Below are 20194 nucleotides of genomic sequence, written 5' to 3'. Positions count from 1 at the left end.
TACGTCTTTACTATTCTTCCAGGAAAAGTATAATATTAATCTATTTTTTCAGCTAATTGTTGATAAATATCATCCAAACACACGGGAATTACAGGCTTACCAGTTTCTACTGATGATTGAGCCTTCTTCACATCGTACTCCCCAAGTTCTAGTTTACCTGTCTCCTCAGACAAACTAAACATATAACGCATATTCAAATTTTGTTTAATATCAAACTCATATTTGGTGGGTGTAAGTAATTTATCGCTTTCAGCTTGTTTAATAGTTGTAGCTGCCAAATCAAAATTTAAACCCGCTTTCAAACAGTATTGTATTACCGCCAACTTCAGTAAATCTTGAACAGAGTAGTAAACGCTACGTCCCGTACCCGAACTGTTAATAGTAGGTACAACTACCTCCTTCTCTCGCCAATACTGCAATTGACGAAGAGTAGAACCTGTAATTTCAGCGGCTTTTTTACTGGTGAAAAATGAGTCTTCCATATTTCAGATTGTACACAAACATTTAATTGAAGAATTAGGGCTTTATTACACAACTACGTTATTATGGAGCATAGCCCTTCTATTGGCTGTCCTATGAGCCAAATTACCATTCAATGCCGTTTAAATGCCAGAGTGTCAACCCGTAAAGAATTATGGAAACTAATGGCAGAGCTAAATACACCACTCATAAACGAGTTGTTGATTTTAGTATGTCAACACCCTGACTTTGAAGCCTGGAAACACAAAGGCAAAGTCCCAGCAGGAACTATTAAGGAACTGTGCGAACCTTTAAAAACTGACTCGCGTTTTGTTGGACAATCTGTAAGGTTTTACACAAGCGCAATCAATACGGTGAGCTACACTTACAAATCTTGGTTAAAGCTTCAAAAGCGCTTGCAGTTGCAACTTGAAGGAAAAACACGCTGGCTAGAATCAACAATCCTTATCCACGCCCAAGCAAACCTTTATACAAAGGACAATCTCATATTCTATTAGGTGTCAGTCTTGGTTTAGAAAAGCCTGCAACTGTCGCAGTTGTAGATATGATTTCGGGTAAAGTTTTCACCTACCGCAGCATCAAACAACTGCTGGGCAATAATTACAGATTACTGAATCGACAGCGACAGCAAAAGAAAGCTTTATCTCACAAACGTAAAGTAGCTCAAAGCCAAGCTGCACCAAATCAATATGGAGATTCTGAACTAGGAGAGTATATCGATAGATTATTGGCAAAGGAAATAGTGGCGATCGCACAAAAATATTCTGCTGGTAGTATCGTGCTTCCCAAATTAGAAGGTATGCGCGAACAAATAAATAGCGAAATTCAAGCAAAAGCTGAAGAAAAATGCCCAGAATCTATCGAAGCTCAGAAAAAATACGCTAAACAATATCGCCGCAGCGTTAATCAGTGGAGTTATGGCAGATTAATTGAGAATATTAATAGCCAAGCTGCTCAAGCTGGAATTGTCATAGAGGAAACAAAACAATCTGTCAAGGGAAGCCCGCAAGATAAAGCCAAAGAAATAGCTTCGGCTGCTTACAAATATCGTAACAAATCTTAATACAAAATATTCTCCCGAACCTTGAAAATAGAATATAACAGCGCCGTTGTTCATGCGTTTTAAACGTCTCTGAACAATGATAAATATGGGTTAGTTTGACTGTGGTCACACAGTCTTGCTTTCTGACCCTGGTAGCTGCCCACCTTGAAGCTGCTATCTCTTGTAGATAGGACATAAGGTGCGCCCCCAGTAATAGAGGTGCGGGTTTTCCGCAGTGGTTGCTACCTAATCACCTCCGAGCAAGGAGGAACCCACCTTAATTTTTATTTTTGGCAAATCGAAGCCGGAGTTATTTCTCTGGGGTTCATGCCAAAACGTTCAAATCCTTGTATATTAACAGTCTAGCCTTCCTTAGTGTCAATTAATTAACTTTTTTAAAGTGTTAAGTGACAGGAAATGTTGGTAGAACTGCCAAAAATGCTTTTGGAAGCTTTATTAAATAAGGGATTGGAGGCGCTAAGTTTCAACGCCTCTTTAAGCTTTGGGCGGGTTGAAAAGAATCCTTAAGTAATTGTTTAAGGCGGAGTCACTCCGTTTCAAGGCTCATTCAAGCTTTAGGCGGGTTGAAAAGAGGTCGCTTCCCCATTTACGAACTGTAGCTCGCTGTTTCAACACTTCTTCAAATTTTGAGCGGGTTGAAAGCACCTATTACCAGTGGCTTTGGTTGGAGAATTCATCGTTTTAACACTTCTTCAAGTTTTAAGTAGGTTGAAAAAATCTACAAACACCACGACTCCAAGTAGGCTTGAGATAAGAGCCTTGATAAATTATTAAAAATCAAGCTTGAAGTAAATACTCAAGCTTTACTAAATTTAAGGTGGGTTGAAAGGTAAGGCAGAGGTCTGCCATTATTATTAAAGATGTGTCCATAATTGAACGTGACACACAATTTGTTAAAAGTGACATCAATTCGTTAAAAGTGACACTAATCTGTTAACAGTGACAAATAATTTGTGAATGTACACAAAGGCGACAGCCGGATTTGAACCGGCGGATGGAGGTTTTGCAGACCGATTGCCCGCTCCCTCAAACCCTTGCTGCAAAAGGCTTGTAAGATTCATACTTCGGTGTTTGGACTAAATTTGGACTAAACGATATTACTGATTGATATTGGTCGCTTTGAAACTAGCATTATTATATTTTTAAAGTGCAACTGAAGTGATAGAATTTTTAGCGAGTCTCCCCACTCCCGAAGCTATTATTGCTTTACATCCATCTGAAACTCTACAAACTCAGATTAGCAATTTGCTAGAAAAAATAGGACTGTTGGCTTAACACCTGAAGATGAGAAAATATGGCAAGGTTATCAGTATTTGGAGTCTATTGTAAGAATGATAAAAGCTAGAGCTTTCTCAAAACTATTGATGGGCTAAAATTTTTGAAGGTGCAGTCAATCGTTCATAATATCATAGACTAAGGCCTAACACTACCTGTTTTATTTGGTTACGAAGCGGCATATTGGATTTATGACCAATGAATTTCCAGTCCTACTTGTTACTCAAAAAGCTTATGAAGCATCCTTCAGCGAGACTTTGGGAAGCAAGTATAAATTTTGGTTTTATCACAAAGAACTTGGTTCTTGTCTTTATAAACAAAGCCGAGCTAATTTGGGAGAAGATTGGGCAGAAAAAGTAGCAGCAGAATTATGCGAATTATTAGGACTTCCCCATGCTGTTTACAAACTGGCTTCGACTTGGGAAGGCAATCGCGGTGTAGTCTCACCCAACTTTTTACCAAAAAGCGGAACGCTTGTTCATGGTAATGAACTTCTTTCTTCAATCGTGCCAAATTACCCAGCTTTCAGCACCTACGGCGTTTCGCAACATACAATAGATGTAGTGCTAAGTACGATCAACCGTCAATCTGTAAATTTACCCATTGATTGGATACCACCCTCTGGTATTCAAACAGCAGTAGATGTTTTTGTTGGCTATCTGCTGCTAGATGCATGGATTGGCAATGGCGATCGCCACCACGAAAACTGGGGTATTGTCAGAATCAAAGCAGCATCGACCTCACAAGAAACGGCACACCTAGCACCTACTTACGACCATGCTTCAAGTTTGGGACGCGACCTTTCTGACGAACAAAGACAAAAACGCTCAGTTGAGGCTTATGCAAACAAATGTTTTTCGGCGTTTTATGGCAGTGTGGATGATAAAAAGACTCTTAAAACGTTTGATGTGTTCTTGAAAGTTGCTAATTGTTACCCAAAAGCAGCTTGTATTTGGTTGGCTCGACTTGACAATATCACAGAAGCTAATATTTTAGATATCTTTAATCGCGTTAACTCGTCGCGAATCTCCTCCGATGCAAGTAATTTTGCTCGGTCAATTCTGAAAATCAACAAACACAGGCTACTTTCCTTGAGGAAAACACTATCTTGAAAACAAAGACACCAACACTATTTCTAGCTTGGCAAGACTCCATTAGTCGCTATTGGTTCCCCATTGGCCGATTAACATTTGATGGAAGTGTATATCGATTTGTTTATACCCAAGGTGTAAGAGAAGCTAAAGAGAAATTTGCCTTTAAACCTTTGTCTTCCTTTCCGCACTTAGATGAAATTTACACATCAACTCAGTTATTTCCGGTGTTCGTGAATCGATTAATGTCGCGATCGCGTCCCGATTATCAACGCTTTATTAAGTGGCTTAATATTCCGAATGATGAACATGACCCAATTACAATTTTAGCCCGTAGTGGTGGGGAACGAGAAACAGATACACTTGCGGTTTTTCCTTGTCCAGAAATTGATGAACGAGGACAGTACCATCTTTACTTTTTCTGCCATGGACTAAGACATTTACCAAGCGGTACAATTGAGCGGATTAATCAGCTTGAATTTGGGGAAAAGTTATGGTTAGCTCATGAGTTTCAAAATCCCTACGATTCTCAGGCTTTAATTTTAAATACCGAAGACCACTACATTGTTGGTTATTGTCCGCGATATCTGCTTGCAGAAATTTTTGAGTTACTTCGACAAAATTCTAACCTAGAGGTACGCGTAGAGCGTCTTAATAAACCTCCAACTCCGCTCCAATTTCGCCTGTTGTGCAAAATGAGTTTCGATATTCAACCCGGATTTCGCCCCTTCTCTAATTATCAGTACCAGCCTATAAATGTAGAAGTTGCGACTACTATTAAATCTTCTTAAAAAAGAGTAAATTGAACTAAATACATTGCTGATTAATTAGTAAACCATTAAGACATGCAGGCAAAAACTTGGCTGAACGAACTCATATGTCGTTAATATAAAGAAGTTAGATAAAAGTCCTATCCAGTATGCAACATGAAGAAAATTTATTGCAGCAATGCTTAGAAAACCTTGAATTATTGCCGAATATCCAAATCACTCCAAAAAATAGACCAAATAAGCGGTTCTATAGTAAAGAAACAGGAATAATTACAATTTACAGTCCGTTACAGTCGGTTGATTATATGTACGCTATTCAACCAGATGTCACCAGCACAACGGCTGAAGTTGTCATAGATGATTTGCTGCTGAAGCAACAAAAAGTAAATGAAAAACTCTTTCTTATTACTCGTTCTTTATCAGAAGCTGCTATTAATAAGTTAGTAGCAAATAATATTGAGTTTATCGACACGAATGGTAATATTTATCTAAATAGTCCCGCTGCATATATTTTTATTCGTGAGAAACATCTGTTTCAAGAAAAATCAGTATCTCATTCAGAAATTACTTCCAATAGTCTTAAAGTTATTTATATTCTGCTGAAATCTCCCGATATGTTAAGAACGTCATCGGAAGAATTAGCTATTGCTGCTGGAGTAATATCTGTAACAGTAAATGATACTTTAAATAATTTATATAAATTAGGTTATCTACAAAGGCAACGTGATGGTAAATATATTATTACCCGCTATACTAAACTTCTAGAACGTTGGGAAATGGGCTACGCTGAAACTCTAAGAGCAGAATTGCTACTCGGAACTTTTACACCTATTGTAAAAAGTAAATTTACTGTCTTTTGTGCATCCCTTATTCAAAAAGCAAAGGAAAATAACTTTCTAGTTGGTGGAGAATTAGGAGCTGCAATAGCAACTTCTTATCTTATTCCTACAAGAGCAGTTTTATATGTTAAGGAAAACTATCAATTAATAGCTGAAAAACTGAAACTAAAGCCTTGTTCAGAAGGCGAAATTATTTTTTGTAAGCAATTTGGCTCTTATAACGCTTATGATTATAATCAATCTGAACCTATCATAGACCCGTTATTAATTTATGCTGAGTTGATAATGGAAAATAATAAGCGTTTAGAGGAAACTGCCAAACGTATTTTTATGAAATATATTAAGGATAGACAGCAAAATGCTTGAAACTGAGAATAAGCTGTTACCGTATTTATTTTCCCAGTAGCTCAAAAAAAGTTTCTTTATCAATACCAATATCTTGAATCATGCCCATCAAAGTGCCTTGCTTTAAATATTTTCCCGCGTGAATAGGAACAACCACTCTTCGTCCACTACTATCTTTATAAATAGCATGGCTCCCTTTCTGACGGTCAAGATAAAAACCTAAATTTTCAATTACTTTGATAAATTCTGTCTTCTTTAACAGTAGGAAAATTGCTCATGCCAAAATACTTAATGGCTTTACAATTAAATCTTCTTTGGGAATAGACTGATTATCAGCCCTTAAACTTTCAATATATAATTCAATAGCTTCTGTAATATTTTCAATGGCTTCTTCAAAAGAATCGCCTTGAGAATGACAGCCTTTTAAAACAGGACAAAAAGCATGATAACCTCCATCAGCTTCTTTTTCTAGAATAACTGTATAATTGTAAATTTGTTTACTATTGTTTTTCATATATCTTCAACTGATTTATTAAATACCTATTTCTACGGTTTCATGATTCCATGATAAAGACTTTGACGCATTTTGTGGAAAGCTATGCGTGAAGAAGGATTGGGATTGGTCTAATTTAATGATTTGATTACATAATTATAATTTTATAATTTGTAAATAAGCGACTAAATTAGGAAAATGGCTCCACCGAAAAAAATAATTGCTTTAACTCCATTAGAGCTTAATCAATATCAAATTTGTTTATTTAGACGAGAGGGTAAAAATAAGTGGCACATCGTCAAAATTTTGATTGAAAATGCTCCGAAATCTAAAGTAGAAGCTATTGAGAAAATGAAGCTTATTTCGGAGCAATTAAAAATCCCTTGGCAAAAGAAACCGTTGAAGGATGTAACCAGAAAACGACTGCATAATTCTGAAAAAAGAAAAGCTCGAAAACAAGCACGGTTGGCTGCTCGTGCCAAAAGACCACCTATTCTCACTTTTGATGGTACATCTTTAGGGCGACCTGGGATTTCAGCTTCAGCCGCAGTTATTGAAATGCCCGATTTAACTTATCATACAACTACCAAATTTCTTCCTCGTGCTTTTGCAGACGATGCAGAATATGAAGGATTGATTATTGGTCTTGAGAAAGCTAAAGAATTAGGAATATCTAAGCTTGAAATCAAAGGTGATAGCCAAATGGTTATTTATCAGATATAGCAATCCTAAATAATTCATGAGAAAATACTGATGATATTTTAGTAATGCATGAAACTAAATTTTTAACTGTGTTTTACGCAATATATATCAATTCAGCGACAAAACCTAGTAATTAGTGAGTTACAAGAGCTACTTTTATATATTAAGTGTTTTCTCACGTTTGATTCCGGATTGCTATATCAGGAAAATATTTGATAAAACCTAACTCTAAATTTTTAGATTATCACGAGCAAGTCTTGAATTTATTGTCTGATTTTGATGATTATTCCCTCTGTTGGATTCCTAGAAAACAAAATAAATTAGCTGATAAAGCAGCTAATAAATGTTTAAAGGAGCATCAGCCTATACATACTAAAAGTCTTGCTGAAGAGTACGTGGAGTATTTAATTTATGGGAATTTGAATGAGTATTTATGAGTCCTCGGAAAATGGCGAAAGTATAACGTCTACTTGAGAGATGGATTTATGCTAACTGTTGTTTTTACCTCGCTGAAAATGCCTCATCAAATCTACTGATAATTGGTTCAATAAAGAACATTAAAATAGATTTTTGTCGAGTTACGATTTCTGCGCTTGCAGTCATTCCTGGGGTAAAGTTAGATTGTTTACCTCGTACTTTCATTGAATGCTGTGTAAGTTTTATTCGTGCCAAGAAAACAGACCCCAATTGTTCATCATTAACGGCATTAGGGCTAATCTTAATTACTTTACCATCTACTGTACCAAATTCCTGGAAGGGAAACGTAGACATTTTTACTTTCACGTCCATTCCTTCTTTAATAAAACCTATGTCGCGGTTGAGTACTTTTGCTTCTAATACTAGTTCATTTTTAGGAGAGACAATAGATAGTAATTCTTCTCCTGGTTGCACTGGTCCAACAGTTGCTTTGAGATTATAAGCTATTCCTTGTGTTGGAGCCTTAATTGTTTCACCTTTGCGTCTAGTTTTGACCTTAGCTAGTTCACCTTGAATATTAGTCAGTTCTTCTCTGCGTCTATTGGTTTGAGTCAAAATTTCGCTAGTGCGTTCTGCATCGAGACGTTTTGCTTGATTGAGAGTAGCGGTGTATGCTTGTTGTGCTTGATGAATCTCTTGCTCTTGCACCGCAATATCTCTTAGCAAAGAAGTAATTTTATCCCGAACATCTGTAATGCGATCGCGTGCTTGGGTAATTTCATTATTAGCTCTAGTGACATCAGCAGATGTACTGATAGCTCTTTCTTGGGATTCAATATAGTCCATATGAGCAACAGCACCACTACTTACTAAAGAAGCAAAAGACTGCTCTCTTTTATGAGCTAATTTGAGTCTTTTCTCGTTTTGTTGCAGAAGCTTCTGTGCGTTAATAGAACTAGTTTGTGCATGAGTAAGATTAGTTTTGGCATTCACAAGGTTTAGTTGCAAACCAATCAATCGCTTTTTAGCCGCATCTTTAATTGCTAGTTGACGATTAGATTCTGCAACAGCAGCAGCACGGCGATTTTTAAAGTCTTCCAAACGTGATAGTAATAATTGGTCTTGTAATCCGACTCCAGTTGACACTTTACCCGTATGCTCGGCTGCCAGACGTGCTAAGTCTTGCTCAATAAGTTTTGCAGAGTTCTCTAAACTGTTAATTTCTGCTTCCGGTAAGTCTGGAACCCGTTCAATTAATATGTCCCCTTTGTTTACTTTATCTCCTTCTTTAATTTTGATTTCTTTGATTACTCCTTCTCCCATAGAACGTAATGGACGCACTTGTTCGGAAGGAATTAATTTACCTTGAGCTACTGCAACTTCATCAACTTTACTAAAATGCGCCCAGGTAAGGGTGCCAAGTGCTAACAAGCTAATACCCCCTGCAAGCATACGAGTATAAAAGGGTGGTAATTTCTTAACTGCTTGTCCTAATTCATGAGATAAGTAATCTTCATTTTGGACAAATTTTTGGCGAATTTGACGGGTTTTGATGACTGAAAGTGCGGGATGTGAATTTTGCATAGTGGGATATCATACTCCTTGAAAATTAGATAGCTTAATATCTGTCAATATATTGCTGATAAACATTTGAAATTAATTCGAGCATGAGTAAACCATTTTTTTACCTTTTAAATCAATCTTAGAAATACCTGATTTATCCGTTACGATGAAAATGCTCGGAGTAGTTGGTTTTTGGGTTAAAATACAACTATCATCGGGTATTGTTTCGGTATAGTGAATTATCCAGCGTTTATCCTGTTTTCCTTGAATTGACTCAATTTTGTCGATAATAACTCTATAACCTCCCGTACTTTTAGAACCAGAAGTTAATCCAATAATCATTTGTTTATCAAAATTGAATTTAGGAGCTTCTGGTTTTTGTAAGTTTAAATCTAGAGTGGAAGTTGTATTCCAGAACTTACTCCATTTCCTTTTATCCCGGAATACAAGTACTTTTGAATCAGGCTCAAAGCTCTCTTCTAAAGGATTGGCTCCAATATCGACTACTTCAAATTTAATTAGATTACTCATATTGTTTCCTATTGAAGAATCAGTAAGTTTTGAAAATAATGTAGGGGAGTTTTCTGCCTGGGTTGGGTACGAACAACTAATTAGAGGAACTACTGCTAATCCTAAACTTAAATAATGAATTAGTAACTTTTTAAAGTAAGTCATCACAACTATCTCATTTTGTCGATCAATTATTTCAGAGAGCAGTTTTGAAAAGCTCTTTAAAGAATTTTTCCTAACTGCTCTTATACTATTAGGAGTTACATAACTGACTATTTCAAAATTTTAGAAATTATGCAGCACCTCTTGCTAATGCCATAGCCCTTCTAACAGCAGCATCCGCATTAACGAATCCATGACCGTAAACTTTGTCATAGCCTCTTGCGCCAAGGTTATATGCTGTTTGTGACAGAATTGACTTAATTTGGGTTGCGCTCAATCGACTATTTACACTCCAAACTAATGAAGCAATTCCTGTAACATGGGGTGCAGCTGCGGAAGTTCCACTAAAACGGCTATCATATCCGAACTGAACAATTCCTGATGGGTTACGCTTTGCATTAGTGGTATATACTTCAGAAGGAGCCATCAAGGTTAATCCATTCCCATAATTTGAACCCCACCATCCGGAATAAGAAATCCGAGTACCGGGTATTCTGGAATTTCCGCGTGTATCGCGAGTTCCCCAAGAAGCACCTACAGAAATAACATTACTATACTTACTTGACAGACTTGCAGGATCGGAGAGACTATTACGATTATTGTTACCAGATGACATTACAAACAGAGCATTCTTTTGATTTCGAGCAATCAATTTTTCAAACGCACTACTGATGCTACCACCACTTAAGCTCATATTTATGACAAGCCGCTGTCCATTACGACTAGCCTCATTAATCATCTTTTGAGTCGCTTTGGTAAGAGATTGGTCGTTTTTATTACCATCAAGAACATCAACATTGAAGACCCGAGAATTCCAGTTGATTCCACTCATACCCCATCCATTATTACTTGCAGCCCCAATTATTCCTTGAACGGGTGTTCCATGAGAAGTAAGTTTTCTTCCATAACCTTTACCCTTAAAAGTACGGAAAAATTCATCTCGATAGTTATTTTTGTAGATTGTAGTTCTACGTAAATCTGAGTGGATGAAACCACGACTATTAGTTCCTAGTCCTGTGTCTTGTATGCCAACTAATACTTTTGATGAACCTTTAGTAAAACGCCACGCATTGTGAACCCCCGTCATATGTAAATTCCATTGTTTCTTAAATAAAGGGTCATTGGGTTTTACTGATAAATTAATTGTGCGATCGCGAAAGCTAATTTTTTCAATTCCCTCAAATAATATTTGTTTACCGTTACTTAAGGTAACAGCATCAAATACACGACTACCTTTACCAGGGTTATAAAGGACACCACCTCCATAAATGCTTGCATAATTAAATTTTACGCTTTTGGAAGAAATACTAGAAAGATTGAGAATATCTCGCTGACCAGTGCCGTAATCGACATTACCGTTTCCAGAGAAAATCATCTTGTCGTAACGAGAGTCAAGCGAGAAAGTATTAGCTCTTAAATTTCCACTTACATACTTACTCAAGTTGAGGTTAGTTGTAAGCGTGTAATTTGTACTATTACCAGAATATTTATAAACTAGGGCATAGTAGTCGCCTTTAGAAAGGGAGCTACGAATAAATTCAGAAGCATTACCACCTTTGTTAGACCAAGAAATTAATTTCTTTGAACTGTCATATATTGCTAAACCAGCGTCCTCACTCAAGCCAGAAAGACTTAGAGTTACATCGCGGTTACTATTTAGTCTGAATTTCCAGAAGTCTTGTTTATCTTTTCCGTAGCTAGTATGATAACCGATATCACCATATTCTCGACGGCTATTGTGTAGAGTTCCTAGTTGATTGGCTTTAGAAAAACTACCGTTAGGGTCTACAGCAGAAGAAGCTTTACTAGTAGCACTAGAACTACTCTGACTTCTGGATTTGGAAACAGAGTAATTATTTAAGTCGTGGGAACCAAGAGAATTGTCTAATATTTGGAAATTCCCTGTAGTGTTTAAACTATTAGTTGCACCATTGCTATTCTTTGTTTTGTCAGTCAGTAGCATAACTGTGAATTCCTTTTGCTAACTCTATTTATTAATAGGAAAATTTGATTGTGAAATTATGCAGTTCATTGGTTAATATTGTCTGATTAATTACCAAATCTATGATTTTATGGCAATAATTTTTTTAGTAATTAAATTACCATTACAGCGAAAAAATCTAGCCCTTAAAATTGTAATAAACAAAAAAAAGGACTAGATTGAGATATCTTTTTAACTATATTCAATAATTTATATCGAAGATTGTTGACGCTGATATAGCGACCAGTATAATCCCTGTTGCTTGATTAATTCTGCATGGGTTCCTTGTTCTATCAACACACCTTTATCCAATACCAAAATTAAATCCGCTTGCTTGAGAGGCTCGAAGCGATGAGCAATCATAAATACTGTACGATTTTGACCTACTTCTTTAATATTTTTCAGCACCATTTGTTCTGTCTCGCTATCTAAAGCGCTTGTTGCTTCATCTAAAATCAAAATCGGTGCTTGGGAAAGAAATAAACGTGCTAAAGCAACTCTTTGTCTTTGTCCACCTGAAAGGGCTGTACCCCTTTCTCCGACATTAGTTTCATAACCTTCAGGTAATTCGCTGATAAAGTTATGGGCTGCTGCATACTTGGCTGCATTTATTACTTGCTCGGGAGTAATTTCTGGATTGCTTAAGGTAATATTATCTGAGACAGAACTGTTAAAAAGAAAATCATCTTGGAGTACTACAGAAATTTGCTGTCGTAAGGAAGCTAAATCCGCAAGTTTTACATCAAAATTATCTATTAATATACGACCAGATTCCGGTTGATACAACCCTTGTAAAAGTTTAGAAAGAGTACTTTTACCAGAACCGCTGCGACCAACTATTCCTACAAACATTCCCGGTTTAATATTAAAAGAAATCCCTTTGAGAATTGCTTCTTGCTCAGAGCGATAGCGAAAGAAAACTTTATCAAAGGTAATTTGTCCCTCTACGGTCGGTAGAGTTAAACCCGTTCCTGATTCTGCTTCTGGTGTTTCATTTAAAATATCTCCCAAACGATCAACGGAAAGTAAAACTTGTTGAAAATTCTGCCATAATTGTACTAGTCTTAAAATAGGTTCTGTGACTCGTCCTGATAGCATTTGGAATGCGACTAGTTCGCCTACTGTTAGCTTTTGTTGGATTGCTAAGTGAGCGCCAAATCCTAAAATTAACAGGTAAGATAAGCTGCGAAAAAAGTTACCAATGTTGCTGCTAATATTGGAAGCGGTTGCAGCCCTAAAATCAGTACGTACATAACGAGCAAACAATCCCTCCCAGCGTTCTCGTGTTGTCCTTTCCGCTGCATGGGCTTTGACTGCATGAATCCCAGTCACTGTTTCTACTAAAAAAGATTGACTATCAGCACTACGGTTAAAAGATTCATTCAGCCAACGTCGTAGAATTGGTGTAGAAACAAAGATAAGAATAGCAAATAAAGGAATGACAGCTAAAGCAACCATCGTCAGCTTTAAGTCGTAATAGAACATTAGAACTAAATATACGACAACGAATATTGCATCTAAAACTACTGTCAAAGCAGTTCCCGTAAGAAATTGACGAATATTTTCCATCTCTTGGACTCGTGCAACGGTGTCTCCCACTCGACGAGCTTCAAAATAAGCTAGGGGTAGCTGCATTAGATGACGAAAAACTTGAGAAGATAAACTTAAATCCAAACGACGAGCAGTATGGGTAAAAGTGAACATCCGTAAAATACCCAGAAATGCTTCAAATAAAGCAATGCAAAACAAAGCAATTAACATTACATCTAAGGTTGAAATGCTACCCTGAACCATTGCTTTGTCGATAATGACCTGAGTTAATACCGGACTGGCTAATCCCAGCAGTTGCAAGGTTAAAGATGCTAATAATACTTCTGCTAATAAATTACGGTAGCGCCAAATAGGTGGTAAAAACCAACTTAAACCAAACTTTTCTTGTTTAAGAATTGGTTCTATCAACCAAAGTTGTCCGTTCCATGCAGATTCAACGACCGATTGAGGAATACTTTCGCAAGTTTGACTGGGGTTGAGGGGATTACCGATAATTGCTCGATTACCTCGGACACCATATATTACAACCCAATGTTCTTGTTGCCAGTGCAATAAAGCTGGGAAAGAAAGCTGATGTAAGTCATCCCAACGAACCTGCAACCTCTGCAAACGCATCCCAAAATTTTCAGTGGCTGCTACTAGATGCTTTGGTCTTTGTCCCTTTAACTGACGTTTAACCCAATCCAACTGTACCGGACTTTGCAATTGTTGTGCAGCCATTGTTAAACAAGCAGCTGCGGTATTGAGGCTAGATACAAATGGATAACCCGATATCTGTTGCGGTTGGGAGATTGATTTTATTTGTTTGCTATCACGCAAATTCTCCCAAAATTCATTAATGGCTGGAGAGTTGATTTCTTCCCATAGACTTGTATCCCAGGAAGCTACTACTACTTCTTTACTGGATGCAACTACTTTGATGTCCCCAGAAAGTTCTAGTAAATCCCCAAACCATTCTCCAGCCGTAAAAGTAGCAAGGGATTTGTTGGTGCTTTCTTCTTTTAAACGTACCTTACCACTGATAATTAAAAATTGTCTTCCTGGGATATCAGTAGACCAAAGTTTTTCTCCCAAAATATAGCGATTAGTCCGAGCTAAATTTTTGAATTGTGTTTGTTGTTCGGGAGAAAGTAAACATAAAGGTAAATCTTGCCAAACTATCTGAGATATTTCATCTGCAACAGTTACACTGCTAACTGTACTTCTTTTTCTTGAATTTTTTGTGCTAACCATTGTTCAAAAATCTCGTTTTTCAATGTTTCCTTGAGTTCTTCGTCATTCAGCGATGCACCGATAATATGTTCTAAGCGGAACAAACACCAATTCTCTTCGTTATTTATTGGTCCAATTAAATCTCCAGGATTGGCTGAATCAATAGCGGCTCTTAGTTCATCTGGAAGTTGTCCGCGACTGAGTAACCCCATCATCCCGTTAAAAATTTTGTCCTCTGTTGTGGAATACTCGCGAACTAACTGCTCAAAACTTGCTTCACCTTCTTCAATTTGGATTTTAAGTTCCTCGGCTAATTCTTGATTATTAACAATCAAGCGAGAGAGAACTACTCGGTCAAGAAAAATCTTTTTCTCAATGAAAACTTCTTGTAACTTGGGTAAAGTAATTTCATCTCTTAGCCTTTCAAGTTGAAATCCCTTCTGAAATTTTTGATGAAAACTTTCATAGCTCAAACCATTACTTGTAAGCCATTGCTCAAATGCTTTAGCCTCAGTTAAGTTTTGTTCCAAGCGAAAATTAATAACTGCTTGCTCTACAAATGCTGAATTCGCTATTAGCTTTTCTCTTGACGATAGTTCTTGCTCCAAAATATACTGACGTAGTACTTCTCCCACAAAATTTCCTATTTCTTCTGAAGATTCCAGGTATTTTAGAGCTTCTTCAAAGGTAATTGGCTTGGTGTCAACTGTTAAAAATGAGTTAGCTTGCATTGTTCATAGTTCCTTAAATGCGTGAATTTTATTTTTAGGGTTTGCAAAATATCAACTATATTCTTTTAGGTTTTTGCTGGAAGAAATTTATGCAGATGCCATCGAAGTGCATAAAACGAATTGGACAAAAACCTATGTAGAAATTGAAGGGGTTCAAAAGTTTATTTTCTCAAGAACTCCAAAATACAAATTTATTAGCACAAGGTTAAAAAAATGGCGATTATTAACGGAAACAACAGCAGTCAAACACTCATTGGAACAATTAAAAACGACACTATTTATGGTAAAGGAGGTAATGACACACTCAAAGGTGGAGGTGGCAATGATAAGCTTGTTGGTGGTGTTGGTATAGATAACTTTGATGGTGGAAGCGGTTTCGATACAGTTTCTTACGACTACTATTCTGGAGACATTAATGCAGATTTACAAACTGGTAAAGTAAGTTCTCCCGGTGTCTCATATACTGAAACTCTCAAAAATATCGAATATATCGAAGGTGGTTCTGGTAACGATAAGCTTTTCGGAGATGACGGTGCAAATAGACTTTACGGTCAATCAGGTGACGATAAACTTTACGGTCGTGGAGGGGCTGACGACCTTTTCGGTTATGCAGGTAATGACTATTTAGATGGTTGGACGGGAATCGATGAACTCTTTGGTGGAACGGGAAATGATACCCTGTTAGGTTATTCCGGAAATGATAAATTATACGGTCAAGGTGGAAATGATAACCTCAAAGGTGAGTCTGGAAATGACTACTTGAGTGGTGGTATTGGTAAAGATAAGTTGTACGGTGGAAGCGGAAAAGATACCCTTGTTGGTGGTGCTGGTGCTGATGATTTTATCTTTAATTTTAAGAGTGAAGGTATTGATACCATTAAAGACTTTAGTTCGGGAGAAGGAGACGAGATTGTGATTGATAAACTTAGCTTCGGAGCTACTTCAAACGACCAGTTTTCTTACAACAGTTCTACTGGTGCTTTATCCTTTAATGCTTCACCCACTGATGGTATTCTAGCTACAACTTTTGCAATTCTTGAGGATAAGCCTGCTGATTTCTCTACTAACCTTGATATTGCTATTGTTTAATCTTTGCAGCCCATAGTGCTTTTAAGACCGACGGAAACGAACTGAATTGTTAATTACCAATGTTATTGTCGAAAAATTTCAACTATATTCGTTTCAATACTGCTCGGTGAAGAGGAGATCCTCCTTAACCCTCCTTAAAAATGAGGGAACTAAGCCCCCTTTTTAAAGGGGTTTGGGGGATCTAGCGATTGTGCTCAATTCCTTAACCGAGCAGTGTTGATATTCTTTTAGGTTTTTGCTGGAATAAATTTATGCAGATGTCATTGAAGTGCATAAAACGAATTGGAGAAAAACCTATTAAGTAAGTGAAGGGGTTCAAAAGTAAATTTCGGAGAAAAATGATGAAAACTGACTTTTCTTGCGTGGGAAATAAAAGTCGTAGACAGTTTATTAAATTAGCAGGCTTAAGCACAGCATTGTTAACATTTGGGTCAGTTGCTAAAAAAACAATAGCACAGTCAAATTCTCAGTATTACACCATCGAACAGCAGTTTTCTGGGAAATATATATGCTCTGGAGATACTGAGAATGGTGGTAATATATGGTTTTGGGGTCCTATTCCTAATGGACATGAATCAAGGTATAAATTTGAATTAATCGATACAGGAGATGGCTATCACTATCTCAAGCACCAGTTTTCAGGGAAGTATATATGTTCAGGACACACGGAAAATGGTGGAAAACTTTGGCTTTATGGTCCAATTCCTGATGGTCATGAAGCAAGATATAAATTTGAATTAATCGATAAAGGAGATGGCTATCACTATCTCAGACACCAGTTTTCTGGAAAGTACATATGTTCAGGAGAAACGGAAAATGGTGGAAAACTTTGGCTTTATGGTCCAATTCCTGATGGTCATGAAGCCAGATATAAATTTCAACTCTCTCCAGTAAGTGCATAACAATACTGTAAACAGATGTACATCAACTAATTATCTGTCAATTTAACAAATTATTCGTCAAGCACCATTCCTGAAATAAGAGCCGAGGAAAAAGGTAAGTTACACGCACGCATAGGTAAAGCAATAGGAACTTTAACGGTGATGGCTATGATGATTTAGCTATAGGAGCGTTTGGTGAAGACATCGGAACTATTAACGCTTCTGGTGCTGTTAACATTCTTCACGGTTCTATAAATGGTTTAGTTGTTTAAAAACTATAGGGTTCCGATTTGATTCTTGAACAAAATCGGTATTTATGAGGTGCAATCTTCAATTCACGTAACGCAACATTCCCTTCGGGTTTGGTGCGTTACGAGAACGGCTAATAATGAGCAAGAATCGATAGTTACAATTCATCATCAAAGAAAATGAAAATTCAAACCAAACTAGGAAAGTTAAAATATTTCTTTGCTCTCGGAGCTTGTAGTGCAGTCTTTGCAACAAGTTTCAGTATTCCAGCTTCTGCACAACGTCGAAACTCTCAGCAAAACTTAAGCTGCGGTTCTAATGCTGGTGTATGGGTATGCAATCGGGAAACAAATGCTGGTGTAGGTAATCATAGTTATATTTGGGATGCTCGAACTGGGGAAGCTTGTGGAATGGCTGGCAGTCCTTGGGCTTCGAGAACAGATAAGCCTGAAGCCGGTCCGCTAAAAGATAGTTGTAATTTTGTACCTTCGAGCGAAGGAAGAGAAGATAAAGTCCTCAACCATTGTAGAAAAAATGCTAATAATGGTGTTTGGGTTCTGGGTGTAAACGATTGCCACAATGCCGTGCAAGACAGCGTAAAACAAGGTGGTTTGAAATATCCGGGTGCCCCTGGAGGAAGATTTGGCGACCGTAACTACTCAAATAGTGACAGTCCAGCATGGATGGAAAATGAGTATTCGCGGGATAGTAATGGTGATGGTATTTTTGACCAATCTTACGACCCATCGGCGTTTTAGGTATATCAATTTCAAGACGCTTCAAAGTATGAAATTGTCATTTGATTTGGAACAACCAACCTACAACTACTGTACGGGCAGGGATTTGTGAAATTGTAATTTGACCTCGTTTCGCCGATAAAGCAATACGGTTCAGTTAATGAAAGTTAGAAAATTTGATTTCTTTATTGCTCGTAACCCCTAATTCAACCGTATTTATTCATAAAGTGCATAAATCAAATCGAAGCCAAACCTATTGAATTAATGAAGGGGTTAAAATCCCGTCCAACAAAACCAACTATAGAATTTCAAGGAGAAAATCAATGCGCTTGAATTTATTTACTTCTTTGATAGCAGCAACAACTATTTTTACTTCTGTTTTACCAGCATCCGCAGAACCGTATAAATCTTGGATTAATGAGAGCGTTTTAGCTACAGACCATCGTGCTTATTGCGATGATATCGTTGCTCAAAATGTAAACAATAATTCTGGTTCTATCAATCAAAATAATTCAGGTTCAGTAGGCATTTCTAGTAGCTATTCAAATCAACAATCCTATAATCGTTCTAGTGAAAAAAGTGGTGGTGGTGGTTTCAGTTTTGCTGGAATTGGCGTTAACGGAAAAGGTGGATCTAAAAATAGTACAGCAAGAACAGCTTCAAATAATTCTAAAAATAATCGAAACTCTTCTTGGAATCGAAATTCACGAATTACTTACGACCGCAGTACTGTAACCAGCGAAACAGTAGGTGAAAATTGCAGCACTTTTGTTAATTCTGCTGCTCAAAGAGATATCAACCACGAACAACAAAAAACTAATCGTATGGCTATTGATGCAAAAAAGGAAGTAAGACTTGAAGAGATAGAGAAAAAATCACAGTCAAGTACGTTCAATAATTTAATGCAAGGTTGGTAAGTCCAAATAGTTGTAGTTTAAGGAGAAAAATTATATATTCCTCACAATTCCTTAAACATTACTATTTATTGATGCCAATTAAATAAAATATAAGCTTTTTAATAAGGAGACAGAAAAATGAAAAAGCAGACTTTATTAACCATTGCAATAACCGTTTTAGTTTCAGGTTTAACTACAGTTCCCGCTAAAGCTCAACTTAATAAACCACATCAGTTGCAAGCTCAAGAACAAGTAAAAGCAATTCCCCAATCTACAGCACTAGTGATTGCGTTTCCCCAAGAAGTTCAGTTGGATGCTGGACAAAGTAAAAGTCATCCCATGATATTACCGTTAGCTCAACCAATTGTAGACATAACAGGAAGAGAACTTGTTCCAGCTAATAGCCCAATTGCGGTTAAACTTGTTCCCTCTGAAGGAAATATAAAAATAGTCGCTGAATCTATTGTTGTTAAAGGTCAAATTGTCCCGATTGAAGCAACTAGCCCTATAATTCCCAGCATTAAAAAAACTGTAGTCAGTGGAAATGAAAGAGCAAGAAAGAATTCTCCTGCTTGGAGTCGTCTTGGTGCCAGTTTTGGGGGAGCTATCGGAAAAGGTAGTAGCAACAGCATGATTAAAGGGGGATTGGCTGGAAATGCAGTTGGTATTTTTAAGGGGATGATTTCTTCTAAAAAAATTCGAGTGGTTAATATTCCTCAAGGAACCGTTCATATTCTTCAACTTAAAGCTCCTGCTGCTTTACCCACGATGTCAATATCTAATATTCCACAAACTAAAGTTAAACAAGTTCCAATCAAGACAAAACCTAAGTTACCTAAGTCTCAGTAACCTATTTCTTACAAAAAATAGAGTTTTGAGATTACTTAATAGGGCAGATAAAAAAACTATTACTTATTTCTGCCCTCTGCATTTCTTCAAGTTAATTGTTTTAACTTTTTATAAATTATGAATACTTCATAATATAGGTAAGCATCATAAAGTTTTATTACTTAAGAAAGGCTATGTTCAGGCAATATCAAAAGTTTAGTTGTAATCAGCAAAAAAATAAACCTATTTGAGTATAGACTTCGTGGAATTATTATGTTTAGTTATGCAAATTACTAAACTTTCAAGAATCATTAAGAAAAAATAAAGAA

The 20194-nt window shown here is 36.9% G+C and carries 20 protein-coding genes and 1 pseudogene; 13 read left to right on the top strand and 8 right to left on the bottom strand.

What is annotated here, in order from left to right:
• Positions 1-35: 35 nt before the first annotated feature.
• Complete coding sequence (locus tag RIV7116_RS24390; RefSeq protein ID WP_015120993.1) at positions 36-482, bottom strand: MerR family transcriptional regulator; 447 nt, start codon at positions 480-482, stop codon at positions 36-38.
• A 93-nt stretch (positions 483-575) separates the two neighbouring features.
• Here RIV7116_RS24390 and cas12k (RIV7116_RS37130) point away from each other — a divergent pair, with 93 nt between their 5' ends.
• The 5 genes from cas12k (RIV7116_RS37130) to RIV7116_RS24360 all read left to right on the top strand — a co-directional run bounded on the left by cas12k (RIV7116_RS37130) (position 576) and on the right by RIV7116_RS24360 (position 5884).
• Positions 576-977 (top strand): type V CRISPR-associated protein Cas12k, encoded by a 402-nt coding sequence (gene cas12k / locus RIV7116_RS37130; protein ID WP_044291168.1) that lies wholly within the window; start codon positions 576-578, stop codon positions 975-977.
• Positions 905-1543, top strand: coding sequence for a type V CRISPR-associated protein Cas12k (cas12k, locus tag RIV7116_RS37125; protein ID WP_371261664.1), 639 nt, complete (start codon positions 905-907; stop codon positions 1541-1543). The genes cas12k (RIV7116_RS37130) and cas12k (RIV7116_RS37125) overlap by 73 nt, the downstream gene beginning before the upstream one ends.
• Positions 1544-3009: 1466 nt before the next feature.
• The gene (locus RIV7116_RS36015) at positions 3010-3930 is read left to right on the top strand and encodes a hypothetical protein (RefSeq protein ID WP_015120992.1); all 921 of its coding nucleotides are present in this window, start codon (positions 3010-3012) and stop codon (positions 3928-3930) included.
• Positions 3927-4700: an HIRAN domain-containing protein gene (locus RIV7116_RS24365; protein ID WP_015120991.1), complete on the top strand. Its 774-nt coding sequence runs from the start codon at positions 3927-3929 to the stop codon at positions 4698-4700. Before RIV7116_RS36015 ends, RIV7116_RS24365 begins: the two co-directional genes overlap by 4 nt.
• 128 nt (positions 4701-4828) lie before the next feature.
• Positions 4829-5884: a type IV toxin-antitoxin system AbiEi family antitoxin gene (locus tag RIV7116_RS24360; protein ID WP_015120990.1), complete on the top strand. Its 1056-nt coding sequence runs from the start codon at positions 4829-4831 to the stop codon at positions 5882-5884.
• Positions 5885-5909: 25 nt separating this feature from the next.
• On the opposite strand, the gene RIV7116_RS24355 is transcribed toward RIV7116_RS24360, so the two are convergent.
• Positions 5910-6095 (bottom strand): type II toxin-antitoxin system HicA family toxin, encoded by a 186-nt coding sequence (locus RIV7116_RS24355; protein WP_232435836.1) that lies wholly within the window; start codon positions 6093-6095, stop codon positions 5910-5912.
• A 42-nt stretch (positions 6096-6137) separates the two neighbouring features.
• Positions 6138-6377, bottom strand: a complete 240-nt coding sequence (locus RIV7116_RS24350; protein WP_015120989.1) for a type II toxin-antitoxin system HicB family antitoxin — start codon at positions 6375-6377, stop codon at positions 6138-6140.
• Positions 6378-6554: 177 nt separating this feature from the next.
• Between RIV7116_RS24350 and RIV7116_RS34165 the strand changes: the two genes are divergently transcribed.
• Both RIV7116_RS34165 and RIV7116_RS24340 read left to right on the top strand, forming a co-directional pair.
• Positions 6555-7079 carry a reverse transcriptase-like protein gene (locus RIV7116_RS34165; protein WP_015120988.1) on the top strand — a complete coding sequence of 175 codons (525 nt, stop codon included), beginning with the start codon at positions 6555-6557 and terminating at the stop codon, positions 7077-7079.
• Positions 7080-7270: 191 nt separating this feature from the next.
• Complete coding sequence (locus RIV7116_RS24340; RefSeq protein ID WP_044291163.1) at positions 7271-7495, top strand: reverse transcriptase-like protein; 225 nt, start codon at positions 7271-7273, stop codon at positions 7493-7495.
• Between the two features lie 64 nt (positions 7496-7559).
• On the opposite strand, the gene RIV7116_RS24335 is transcribed toward RIV7116_RS24340, so the two are convergent.
• The 5 genes from RIV7116_RS24335 to RIV7116_RS24315 all read right to left on the bottom strand — a co-directional run bounded on the left by RIV7116_RS24335 (position 7560) and on the right by RIV7116_RS24315 (position 15185).
• A complete protein-coding gene (locus RIV7116_RS24335) occupies positions 7560-9059 on the bottom strand; it encodes an HlyD family efflux transporter periplasmic adaptor subunit (RefSeq protein WP_015120987.1) in 1500 nt (499 codons plus the stop codon).
• Between the two features lie 72 nt (positions 9060-9131).
• Positions 9132-9569, bottom strand: coding sequence for a protease complex subunit PrcB family protein (locus RIV7116_RS24330; protein WP_157229324.1), 438 nt, complete (start codon positions 9567-9569; stop codon positions 9132-9134).
• Between the two features lie 271 nt (positions 9570-9840).
• Positions 9841-11673 (bottom strand): S8 family serine peptidase, encoded by a 1833-nt coding sequence (locus RIV7116_RS24325; RefSeq protein ID WP_015120985.1) that lies wholly within the window; start codon positions 11671-11673, stop codon positions 9841-9843.
• A 228-nt stretch (positions 11674-11901) separates the two neighbouring features.
• A complete protein-coding gene (locus tag RIV7116_RS24320) occupies positions 11902-14475 on the bottom strand; it encodes a peptidase domain-containing ABC transporter (protein ID WP_015120984.1) in 2574 nt (857 codons plus the stop codon).
• The gene (locus tag RIV7116_RS24315) at positions 14427-15185 is read right to left on the bottom strand and encodes a peptidylprolyl isomerase (RefSeq protein WP_015120983.1); all 759 of its coding nucleotides are present in this window, start codon (positions 15183-15185) and stop codon (positions 14427-14429) included. The genes RIV7116_RS24320 and RIV7116_RS24315 overlap by 49 nt, the downstream gene beginning before the upstream one ends.
• 213 nt (positions 15186-15398) lie before the next feature.
• Between RIV7116_RS24315 and RIV7116_RS37415 the strand changes: the two genes are divergently transcribed.
• From RIV7116_RS37415 to RIV7116_RS24290, 6 genes and pseudogenes are all read left to right on the top strand, one after another.
• Positions 15399-16274, top strand: coding sequence for a calcium-binding protein (locus tag RIV7116_RS37415; RefSeq protein WP_015120982.1), 876 nt, complete (start codon positions 15399-15401; stop codon positions 16272-16274).
• A gap of 338 nt (positions 16275-16612) precedes the next feature.
• Positions 16613-17176 (top strand): RICIN domain-containing protein, encoded by a 564-nt coding sequence (locus RIV7116_RS24305; protein WP_157229323.1) that lies wholly within the window; start codon positions 16613-16615, stop codon positions 17174-17176.
• A 140-nt stretch (positions 17177-17316) separates the two neighbouring features.
• Positions 17317-17427 (top strand): annotated as a pseudogene (locus RIV7116_RS37685) (hypothetical protein); the annotation flags it as partial.
• A gap of 156 nt (positions 17428-17583) precedes the next feature.
• Complete coding sequence (locus tag RIV7116_RS24300) at positions 17584-18162, top strand: hypothetical protein (RefSeq protein ID WP_015120980.1); 579 nt, start codon at positions 17584-17586, stop codon at positions 18160-18162.
• Positions 18163-18464: 302 nt separating this feature from the next.
• Positions 18465-19058: a hypothetical protein gene (locus RIV7116_RS24295; RefSeq protein ID WP_015120979.1), complete on the top strand. Its 594-nt coding sequence runs from the start codon at positions 18465-18467 to the stop codon at positions 19056-19058.
• A gap of 117 nt (positions 19059-19175) precedes the next feature.
• Positions 19176-19886, top strand: a complete 711-nt coding sequence (locus RIV7116_RS24290; RefSeq protein ID WP_015120978.1) for a hypothetical protein — start codon at positions 19176-19178, stop codon at positions 19884-19886.
• Positions 19887-20194 lie beyond the last annotated feature (308 nt).

It is taken from the genome of Rivularia sp. PCC 7116, from assembly GCF_000316665.1.
In the GTDB taxonomy this organism is placed as follows: domain Bacteria; phylum Cyanobacteriota; class Cyanobacteriia; order Cyanobacteriales; family Nostocaceae; genus Rivularia.
The sequence above is the reverse complement of the archived record's forward strand: the minus strand, read 5'-3'. Positions and strand labels throughout refer to the sequence as shown.